The following is a 10111-nucleotide window of genomic DNA, read 5'->3' on the forward strand; positions in this document are numbered from 1 at the left end:
CTACGGTTGGCGCGCACCTGCTCGACCCGTACGCCGATCGCCCCACCACGGGCCCGGCGGCACCGACCCCAGGAAGTGACGATGCGCGACGAGTTCCGGGCCGACCTGCAGATTGTCAGCCAGCTGCTGGTGGACATGGCGGAAGGGGTGCGCGCCGCGATGCGCCAGGCCACCCGAGGCCTGCTCACCGCCGACCGCGAGGCGTCGGAGGCCGTGATCGCGCGGGACGCCGAGATCGACGCCCTCTACCAGCACGTCGAGGAGCGGGTCTGCGACCTGCTCGCCCGGCAGGCGCCGGTTGCCTCCGACCTGCGTGCCATGATCACCGCGCTGCACGTCGCGGCGGACCTGGAGCGGATGGGCGACCTGGCCGACCACGTGGCCAAGACCGCGCTGCGCCGGCACCCGTCGCCGGCCGTGCCGGCCGAGCTGCGGCCGGTCTTCACCGACATGGCGGGCATCGCCGACCGGATGGCGGAGAAGATCGGCACGGTGCTGGCCAAGCCCGACGCCGACCTCGCCGCCGAACTGGACCGCGACGACGACGCCATGGACGACCTGCACAAGAGTCTGTTCAACGTGCTGCTCGGCGACGACTGGCCGTACGGGGTGGAGACGGCGATCGACGCCACCCTGCTCGGCCGCTTCTACGAGCGCTTCGCCGACCACGCGGTCAACGCCGGCGAGCACGTGGTCTACCTGATCACCGGGCAGACCACCCCCTCGGGGAGCTGACCCGGCGACGACGAAGGCCCCCGGTCCGTGCGGACCGGGGGCCTTTTCGCGGTACGTCAGCGGCCCTGGTTGGCCACCGCGGCGGCGGCCTCCTTGGCGGCGGCCGGGTCGAGGTAGGTGCCGCCCAGGGTGTGCGGGCGCAGCTGAGCGTCGAGGTCGTAGCGCAGCGGGATGCCGGTGGGGATGTTCAGCTTGGCGATCGCCTCGTCGCTGATCTGGTCGAGGTGCTTGACCAGGGCGCGCAGCGAGTTGCCGTGCGCGGCCACCAGCACCGTACGGCCGGCCAGGATGTCCGGCACGATCGAGTCGTACCAGTACGGCAGCATCCGCTCGACGACGTCCTTGAGGCACTCGGTGCGCGGCATCAGCTCGGTCGGCAGCAGCGCGTAGCGCGGGTCGCCCACCTGCGAGAACTCGTCGTCGTCCGCGATCGGCGGCGGCGGGGTGTCGTACGACCGGCGCCAGAGCATGAACTGCTCCTCGCCGTACTCCTCCAGGGTCTGCTTCTTGTTCTTGCCCTGCAGGGCGCCGTAGTGCCGCTCGTTGAGCCGCCACGACCGGCGCACCGCGATCCAGTGCCGGTCGGCGGCGTTGAGCGCCAGCTCGGCGGTGCGGATCGCGCGGCGCATCACGCTGGTGTGCACCACGTCCGGCAGCAGGCCGTGCTCGCGCATCAGCACGCCGCCGCGCCGCGCCTCGTTCTCGCCCTTCTCGGTCAGGTCGACGTCCACCCAGCCGGTGAAGAGGTTCTTGGCGTTCCAGTCGCTCTCGCCGTGCCGCAACAGGACCAGCGTCCCGACGGTGGGCCCCTCGCTCGCAGTCATGCCGATCATCCTGCCGCAACCCGCCGAGGGACACACAGGCAGTGGTCGTGACGACCACCACGTGGAAAAACCGGTGACCGGAATTCCGGGCCGGCACTAGGTTGTAAGGCGCTTGGAACGGGGCGGTCATTACCTGAGCGGGGGCGCGGGCGTGCGGACGGTGCGGAGTTGGTTCCGGGACACCACCGGAGGGCTGCCGAGGGCCTTCTGGTACCTCTGGACCGGCACCCTGATCAACCGGGTCGGCTCCTTCGTCCTGATCTTCCTGGCCATCTACCTCACCCAGGAGCGCGGGTTCTCGAACGCCCAGGCCGGCCTGGTGCTCGGCCTCTGGGGCGTCGGCGGCGCGGTCGGCACCACCGTCGGCGGGACACTCGCCGACCGCTGGGGCCGCCGGCCCACCCTGCTCACCGCGCATCTCGGCGCGGCCACCATGATGCTGGCGCTCGGCTTCGCCCGCGAGCTGCCCGCGGTGGCGGCGGGCGCGCTGCTGCTCGGCATGTTCGCCGAGGCGGCCCGCCCCGCGTTCGGCGCGATGATGGTCGACGTGGTGCCGGAGAAGGACCGGCTGCGGGCCTTCTCGCTGAACTACTGGGCGATCAACCTCGGCTTCGCCTGCGCCGCGGTGCTCGCCGGGTTCGCCGCCCAGGCCGGATACCTGCTGCTCTTCGTGGTCGACGCGGTCACCACCGTGGTCACCGCGCTGATCGTCTTCACCCGGGTGAAGGAGACCCGCCGGGCCACGGCCGCCCCCGCCCGCCCCGGTGACGCCGCTCCGGCCGGCGCGCTGCGCACGATCCTGACCGACCGGGTCTTCCTGGGCTTCGTGGTGCTGAACCTGTTCGGCGCGCTGGTCTTCCTCCAGCACATCTCGATGCTGCCGATCGCGATGGGCGACTCCGGCCTCAGCCCCGCCACCTACGGCTCGGTGATCGCGCTCAACGGCGTACTGATCGTCGTCGGGCAGCTCTTCGTGCCCCGGCTGATCTCCGGCCGCAGCCGCTCGCACGTGCTCGCCCTGGCGTCGCTGGTGATGGGCGCCGGCTTCGGCCTCACCGCGTTCGCCGACGCCGCCTGGTTCTACGGCCTCACGGTGCTGATCTGGACCCTCGGCGAGATGCTCAACTCGCCGTCCAACGCCACCCTCATCGCCGAACTCTCACCGGACCGGCTGCGCGGCCGCTACCAGGGCGTCTTCTCGCTCTCCTGGCAGATCGCCGGGGCGGCGGCGCCGATCCTCGGCGGCCTGGTCCGGGAGCGGGCCGGCAACACCGAACTCTGGCTCGGCTGCGCCGCCATCGGCGCCCTGATGGCGGTGGCCCACCTGATCTCCGGGCCGGCCCGGGAGCGGCGGGCCGCCCAGCTCCGTCCGGCGGCGCAGCCGGTCACGCCGGTCACCGCCGTCTCGCAGCCGGTCCCCGAGCCGGCCGAGGCCGCCGCCACCGCCCCGGCCGAGCCCGTCCCGGCCCGCACCCCTTCCTGAGTACGCCGACCGAGCCGATCGGAGCCGGAGCCTGAGCCGTCGGCGACATCAGCTCGACAGGACCTCCGGTCCGTCCGGCGTCGGGCCCGCTGCGCGGTGACCCGGAGCGTCGGCGGGCGCTCCGGACCGGTGATCACCGACACGGTGGCGCGGCCACGCGGGGCTGCATACGGTCAGGACGTTATCGGTTAACAAAGTTTCTGGAGGACGGGTGCGCGGGCTGCGGCGCTGGTGGGACGGAACTGCCGGGGGCCTGCCCGCCACCTTCTGGTACCTCTGGGCGGGCCTGCTGGTCAACCGGGCCGGCGCCTTCGCGGTGCTCTTCCTGTCGCTCTACCTCACCGTGGCGCGGGGAGCCAGCGAGTCACTGGCCGGTGCGGTGGTCGGCGCCTACGGGGCCGGCGGGGCGGTCGGAGTGCTGCTCGGCGGGGTGCTGGCGGACCGCTGGGGCCGCCGCGCCACGCTGCTGGCCGCGCACCTGGTGGCGGCGGGGCTGATGGCGGGGCTGGCGTTCAGCCGGCACCTCGCGGTGATCGCGGCGCTGGCCGCGCTGGTCGGGGTCGCCCACTCGATGCCCAGCCCGGCCTTCGTCGCGGCGATCGTGGACGTGGTTCCGGAGCACCGCCGCTCACGCGCGTTCAACCTCCAGTTCTGGGCGTTCAACCTCGGCATGGCGGTGGCCTCGCTGCTGGCCGGGCTGCTGGCCGAGGCGAGCTTCCTCGCGCTCTTCCTGGTCGACGCCGCCGCCACCCTGGCCGCCGCCGCGCTGATCGCCTGGAAGGTCCCCGAGACGCTGCCCCGCCGCCGCTCGGAGCGGGCCGGGAGCCACCCGGAGCAGGCCCGGGGCGGGCCGGTCACCGGCGACGCGGCGGCGGACCGGGCCGGGCGGGTCCGCCCGCCGGGGCTGCACACCGCGCTGACCGACCGGACCTTCCTGGTCTTCGTCGGGCTCACCTTCGTGCTGGCCGTGCTCACCATGCAGATCTCGACGATCATGCCGCTGGCCATGCGCGCGGACGGGCTCAGCCCCTCGGCGTACGGGATGGTGGTGGCGCTGGGCGGTGCGCTGATCGTGGTGGGGCAGCTCTTCGTACCCGGATTGATCGACCGGCGGCGCGCGCACCGCGTGCTGGCCCTCTCCACCGGGTTGCTGGCGGTGGGCTTCGGGGTGCTGGCCCTGGCCGACCAGCTCTGGGTCTACCTGGCCGCCGCGGTGGTCTGGACGGTCGGCTCGATGCTGGCCGCGCCGCCGAACGCGCAGATCAACGCCGACCTGGCCCCACCCGAACTGCGGGCGCGCTACCAGTCGGTGTTCTACCTGACCTTCCCGGCGGCGTCCTTCGTCGCGCCGACGCTCGGCGGGGTGAGCCTGCAGTACCTCGGGGAGCGGCACTGGCTGGTGGTGGCGGCCCTGGGGTTGCTCGCCGCGGGTGGGCACCTGCTGGCCGGACCGAGCCGGGAACGCCGGGTGGCGGCACGGCGGGTCGCCGAACCGGCGGCCGCTGCGCAGCCGGTGGGCTGACGCGACGACGGCAGAACGCCCACCGCGACCGTGGTCGTGGTGGGCGCTCTCCGCTTGCCCGGCGGCGGCGGGCGACACTCACCCCCGTAAGCGTCGCCCGCTCGCGCCGCCGGTTCCACGGGTGGCACCGTCCCCCAACGATGTGCTCCACCCGTTTCTTGCGCCTCGCTCGTGCTCGGATCTGATCGATCCGCCGCTCCCCCGAACGGTTCCGAGCGTGGCGCGGTGCAATAAAGTTAGTTCGCCCGGATTCCGGATTCAACCCGGATCGCTGTCTCGCCGGTCACAGCGCCGGTGTCCCCTCCGGCACTCCTGCGGGACTCCTGACTGGTCAACACGGCGTACCCGGCGCCGATTCCCGTAAACACCTCACGCGTCCTCCCGATCGGGGGACTCCGTCCGGAAGAAGTTGCTCGGCCGGCCGTCGCGCAACTGCTCCTGGTAGATGAGGTTCAGCCGTCGTGCGTCGAACGTCCGGAACCAGTCGTCCCAGCTGATCACCTGAACCCGGCTGCTCTCCCGGTAGCCCGGGATCTCGAAGGTCAGCACGCCGGGCCGGCCCTCCCGCTCGGTGCCGGCGATGGTCGCCGGCTGGGCGCCACGGGCCCGGGCCCAGTTCTGGATCACCTCGTGGTTGCTGGTGACCAGGCTGCGGCCGGGGCGCTCGGGGCGGTCCGCCGGCGAGGAGATCACCTGCGACGACCGTACCGACCGTGAGCTGGATCGGCCGGTACGCACGCCGGTCGAGAGGGCGGCGGCCGGGCCGGTGACGGCCGGACCGGTGCCTGCCGCCTTCGCCGGCGTCGCCTTGGCGCGGGCGCCCGCCTTCGCGGGGGTGGCCTTCGCGCGAGTCCCGGCCTTCGCCGGTGCGGCCTTCGCCCGACCGCCGGCCTTCGCCGGCGTCGCCTTCGCCCTAGCGCCGGCCCTCGCCGGCGTGGCCTTGGCCCGGGCACCCGCCTTCGCCGGTGCGGCCTTCGCCCTGGCGCCGGCCTTCGCGGGCGTCGCCTTCGCCCTAGCGCCGGCCTTCGCCGGTGCGGCCTTCGCGCGAGCGCCGGCCTTCGCGGGCGCGGCCTTGGCCCGGGACGCCTTCGCCGGCGCCGCCTTCGCCCGGCTGGTCGTCGCCCGGGCGGTGGTGGTCTTCCGGGCGGCGGCCGGGGCCGCCTTGCGGGCGGGAGCCGCCTTGCGAGCCGGGGCCGGTGCAGCCTTCGCCCGCCCGGCCGTGGTCTTCCGGGCCCCCGCGGCCTTCTTGGTGGCGGCCTTCGTGGCGCCGGCCTTCTTGGCGGGCGCCCGGCCGGCCGGTCCGGTGCTGCGCCGCGCCGCGCCGCCGGCCCGGCCCTCGGACCGCAGGCTCTGCGCGAGCGTCTTCACCAACTCGGGCTTGCGCAGCGCGGAGATGCCGGAGACACCGCGACGCCGCAGCTGCCCCCGGATGTCGTCGACCCGCATCCGCGAGATCTCCGACTCCGAGACGCCAGGGGTGTTCGGCGTCTGGTTGCCCGCCTGCCGTTTGGTCCTGGTCGCAGTTCCGCCGCGACCTGAGCTGTTCCGCTGAGCCATCGCACGCTCCTCGACAGTCCGTCTCGGCCTGCGGCGGGTCCCGTTTCGCCGCACCGCAGCGGTGCGGCATACCCGTCAGGACCGGTCCGAACCTCCAGCGGACGGCTCGAAGAGGTGCGCGAAGGCGGCGAGGTTGGCGGTGGACTCGCCCCGCTTGACCCGCCACTCCCACTCCCGGCGGATCGAGCTGCCGAAGCCGATCTCCAGCATCGTGTCGAAGGACTCGTCGGCGTACGTCAGCACGGCGCCGAGCAGCCGGTCCAGCTCGTCGGCGTCGACCCCGGCCGGGTTGACCCGACCGGTGAGGTAGACGTCGCCCACCGCGTCGATGGAGAACGAGACGCCGTACATCCGGGCGTTGCGCTGCAACAGCCAGGCCCACAGCTCCTCGCGCCGCTCGTCGGGCTGGCGCATCACGAACGCCTCGACCCGCAGCGCGTGCTCGCCGACGATCAGGTTGCAGATCGTCTTGAGCTTGTGCGTGCCGGGCAAGGTGATCGCGTAGGAGCCCTCGCCGGTCGGCTCGCAGTCCAGCTCGCGCTCGGCGCAGACGGACTCGATCAGGGCGGCCAGGTCGCTCTTCGCGCTCATCGCACCCACTCTACGGGCGGCCGCCTGGGCGCACCGGACGGCGCACAGTGGCCCGGGTCACCAGGAACAGGACATCGCCGCGTCCCCGGCGAGCTGGGCGGCCAGCCGGCTCCGGTGCTCGGCGATCGCCTCCCCGTAGACGGCGAGCAGGCCCGAGACGGTGCGCTGCCAGGAGAAGTTGCGCGCGTGCCGGGCGGCGCCGCCGGCCAGCTCGGCCCGCAGCGCCGGGTCGGGCAGCAGCCGGGCGAGCGTACGGGCCCAGTCGGCCGGATCGTGGCCGTCGACGAGCACCCCGCTGACCCCGTCGCGGACGGCGGTCACCAGGCCACCCACGGCGGCCGCCACCACCGGCGTACCGCAGGCCTGGGCCTCCAGGGCGACCAGGCCGAACGACTCGTTGTACGACGGCACCGCGACCAGGTCGGCGGCTCGGTACAGGGCCGGCAGGTCGTCGCCGGTCTGCGGGGGCAGGAAGCGCACCCGGTCAGCGACACCGAGCGAACCGGCCAGCTCCATCAGCGAGGTGGGACGGTCGAGCCCGCTACCGCTCGGGCCGCCACAGATCACCACGGTCAGCTGCTCGGCCAGGGCCGGGTCGCACTCGCGCAGCGCGGCGGCCGCGCGGACCAGCACGTCCGGCGCCTTCAGCGGCTGGATCCGGCCGACGAACGCCACCACGTACCCGTCGGTGGGCAGCCCCAGCCGGCGGCGGGCGGCGCGGGCGGCCGCGAGGCGGTCGCCGGGGGCGGGACGGAAGCGGTCCAGGTCCACGCCGGGCTCGACCACGGCGACCCGGGCCGGGTCGGCGTCGTAGCGGCCGATCAGGTCGGCCGCCTCGACCCGGGTGTTGGCCACCAGCCGGTCGGCCTCGGCGACCACCTGCTCCTCGCCGATCACCCGGGCCTTCGGCTCCGGGCGATCACCGGCGGCGAGCTGGGCGTTCTTCACCTTGGCGAGGGTGTGCGCGGTGTGTACCAGGGGCACGCCCCAGCGCTCCTTCGCCAGCCAGCCGACCTGGCCGGAGAGCCAGTAGTGCGAGTGGATCAGGTCGTAGTGGCCGGGCGGGCGGGCCGCCTCGGCACGCAGCACGCCGGCGGTGAACGCGCAGAGCTGCCCGGGCAGCTCCTCCTTGGTCAGCCCTTCCAGCGGGCCGGAGGTGATGTGCCGGACGTGCACACCGGGCGCCATCTCGACCACCGGGGGCAGGTCGCCGGAGGTGGCCCGGGTGAAGATCTCCACCTCGACGTCGGCCTCGGCGAGCCGCCGGGCGACCTCCAGGATGTAGACGTTCATCCCGCCGGCGTCACCGGTGCCGGGCTGGTGCAGCGGTGAGGTGTGGACCGACAGGGTGGCGATCCGCCGGGGGCGGGGCCACGGGCGGGCACCTCGCTGACGACCGACGCCGGTGTGCAACTCCGCCACGTCCGCTCCCTCTGCCACGGTGTATGCCGTCCCGCACGACCGGCGCTTCTCGGTCAACTCGCGCGCCGGGTGTCATCTTCCCCATCGGGACCCGGAAATGCGCCCGCGCTCCGCCCCGGGGTGACCCACCTCATCGACCGCCCCGCCACGAACGGCCGGCGCAGCGGGAGGACAATGCCCGGATGACCTCCGTCGCGATCGTCACCGGGGCGTCCAGCGGGATCGGCGCGGCCACCGCCCGCCGGTTGGCCGCCGAGGGCTTCCACGTACTGGCCGCCGCCCGGCGTACCGACCGGCTGGCCGAGCTGGTTGCGCAGATCGAGGCGGCCGGCGGCACCGCCACCGCGGTGGCCTGCGACGTCACCTCGGACGAGTCGGTGGCCGGGCTGGCCGCCGCGGCCCAGGCCGCACCCGGGCCGGTCACCCTGCTGGTGAACAACGCCGGTGGCGCGCGCGGGCTGGACCCGGTGGAGTCCGGCGCGATCGGCGACTGGCAGTGGATGTACGACGTCAACGTGCTCGGCACGCTCCGGGTCACCCAGGCGCTGCTGCCGACGCTGGAGGCGTCCGGCGCCGGCACCATCGTGATCGTCTCCTCCACCGCCGGCTTCACCGTCTACGAGGGCGGTGGCGGCTACACCGCGGCCAAGCACGCGCAGACCGCGATCGCCGGGACGCTGCGGCTGGAGCTGTGCGGCAGGCCGGTGCGGGTGATCGAGATCGACCCGGGCATGGTGCGGACCGACGAGTTCGGGCTGGTCCGCTTCGGCGGGGACGCCGACAAGGCCGCCGCCACGTACGCGGGGGTGCCCGAGCCGCTGGTCGCCGAGGACGTGGCCGACTGCATCGCCTGGTGCGCCACCCGCCCGCACCACGTCAACGTGGACCGGCTGGTGGTCCGCCCGCTGGCCCAGGCCGCCCAGCACAAGGTGCACCGGGTCGGGCAGTGAGCCGGGCCGGTCGCGGGTGAGGGCCGGGCAGGGGCGCCCCCAGGGCGTGGTGACCCGGGGGACCACCAACCCCAACCGGCTGCGGCGGGTGGACAACTGGATCGTGGCCACCTGCGGCGACCGGCTCCGCGCCGCCGCCGACCCGCTGGTGGTGGACCTCGGCTACGGCGCGACCCCGGTCACCGCCGTGGAGCTGCGCGCCCGGCTGGCCGCCGGGGTCCGCGCCGACGTGCGGGTGGTCGGGCTGGAGATCGATCCGGTACGGGTGGCCGCCGCCGCGCCCGCCGCCGACCCGCCCGGGCTGACCTTCGCCCGGGGCGGCTTCGAACTGGCCGGGCTGCGTCCGGTCCTGGTCCGCGCGTTCAACGTCCTGCGCCAGTACGACGAGAGCGAGGTCGCCGCCGCGTGGCGTACGGTCACCGACCGGCTCGCCCCCGGCGGGGCGCTGGTCGAGGGGACCTGCGACGAGCTGGGCCGGCTGGGCGGCTGGGTGCTGGTCGACGCGGACGGCCCCCGCACGCTGACCCTGGCGGCCCGCCTGGCGACCCTGGAGAGCCCCGCCCAGCTGGCCGAACGGCTGCCCAAGGCGCTGATCCATCGCAACGTCCCCGGCGAGCGGGTGCACGAGCTGATCCGCGCCCTGGACGACGCCTGGCAGGCCGCCGCCGGCTACGCCCCGTTCGGCCCCCGCCAACGCTGGCTCCGCGCCGTCAGCGCCCTCAAGGAGTCCGGCTGGCCCGTCCTCGACCGCCCACCCCGCTGGCGCCACGGCGAACTAACCCTCCCCTGGCCCGCCATCGCCCCCACCTGACCCCACCCCGCGCCCGCCCACCCCAGGCCGGCACCTCGGTGATCAAGAAGTTTTGGTCAGAATCCGGCCCCGCTCCGACGCAAACTTCTTGATCAACGCGGGGTGCGGTCCGCCCGCCCCGGTGATCATGAGGTTGACGGCGATGTCGATCTCCTTGGGTGCCGTTAACTTCATGATCACCGCGGAGGGTCCGGTCCGGAGGGCGGGTGCGGGGGG

At 74.2% G+C, this 10111-nt stretch carries 8 protein-coding genes and 1 pseudogene; 5 read left to right on the top strand and 4 right to left on the bottom strand.

Annotated elements, in window-relative coordinates; translation table 11 throughout:
• The first annotated feature begins 81 nt into the window (after nucleotides 1-81).
• Nucleotides 82-735 (top strand): phosphate signaling complex protein PhoU, encoded by a 654-nt coding sequence (gene phoU / locus ACSNN7_RS20825; protein ID WP_436682620.1) that lies wholly within the window; start codon nucleotides 82-84, stop codon nucleotides 733-735.
• A 56-nt stretch (nucleotides 736-791) separates the two neighbouring features.
• Here phoU and ACSNN7_RS20830 read toward each other — a convergent pair whose 3' ends face one another.
• The gene (locus ACSNN7_RS20830) at nucleotides 792-1559 is read right to left on the bottom strand and encodes a phosphoglyceromutase (RefSeq protein WP_436682621.1); all 768 of its coding nucleotides are present in this window, start codon (nucleotides 1557-1559) and stop codon (nucleotides 792-794) included.
• Between the two features lie 151 nt (nucleotides 1560-1710).
• On the opposite strand from ACSNN7_RS20830, the gene ACSNN7_RS20835 reads away from it, so the two are divergent.
• Entirely contained in the window at nucleotides 1711-3042 is a 1332-nt protein-coding gene (locus ACSNN7_RS20835) for an MDR family MFS transporter (RefSeq protein WP_436682622.1), read from the top strand.
• Nucleotides 3043-3253: 211 nt separating this feature from the next.
• Nucleotides 3254-4564, top strand: a complete 1311-nt coding sequence (locus ACSNN7_RS20840; protein WP_436682623.1) for an MFS transporter — start codon at nucleotides 3254-3256, stop codon at nucleotides 4562-4564.
• 369 nt (nucleotides 4565-4933) lie between these two features.
• Here ACSNN7_RS20840 and ACSNN7_RS20845 read toward each other — a convergent pair.
• The 3 genes and pseudogenes from ACSNN7_RS20845 to mshA all read right to left on the bottom strand — a co-directional run.
• Nucleotides 4934-5548 (bottom strand): annotated as a pseudogene (locus tag ACSNN7_RS20845) (hypothetical protein); the annotation flags it as partial.
• A gap of 648 nt (nucleotides 5549-6196) precedes the next feature.
• Entirely contained in the window at nucleotides 6197-6712 is a 516-nt protein-coding gene (locus ACSNN7_RS20850) for a YbjN domain-containing protein (RefSeq protein WP_436682624.1), read from the bottom strand.
• 57 nt (nucleotides 6713-6769) lie between these two features.
• Nucleotides 6770-8134, bottom strand: coding sequence for a D-inositol-3-phosphate glycosyltransferase (gene mshA, locus ACSNN7_RS20855; RefSeq protein WP_436682625.1), 1365 nt, complete (start codon nucleotides 8132-8134; stop codon nucleotides 6770-6772).
• 182 nt (nucleotides 8135-8316) lie between these two features.
• Between mshA and ACSNN7_RS20860 the strand changes: the two genes are divergently transcribed.
• Both ACSNN7_RS20860 and ACSNN7_RS20865 read left to right on the top strand, forming a co-directional pair.
• A complete protein-coding gene (locus tag ACSNN7_RS20860; protein WP_436682626.1) occupies nucleotides 8317-9084 on the top strand; it encodes an SDR family NAD(P)-dependent oxidoreductase in 768 nt (255 codons plus the stop codon).
• A 16-nt stretch (nucleotides 9085-9100) separates the two neighbouring features.
• Complete coding sequence (locus tag ACSNN7_RS20865) at nucleotides 9101-9895, top strand: class I SAM-dependent methyltransferase (protein ID WP_436682627.1); 795 nt, start codon at nucleotides 9101-9103, stop codon at nucleotides 9893-9895.
• Nucleotides 9896-10111 lie beyond the last annotated feature (216 nt).

The organism is Micromonospora sp. URMC 105 (assembly GCF_051386295.1).
Classification (GTDB): domain Bacteria; phylum Actinomycetota; class Actinomycetes; order Mycobacteriales; family Micromonosporaceae; genus Micromonospora.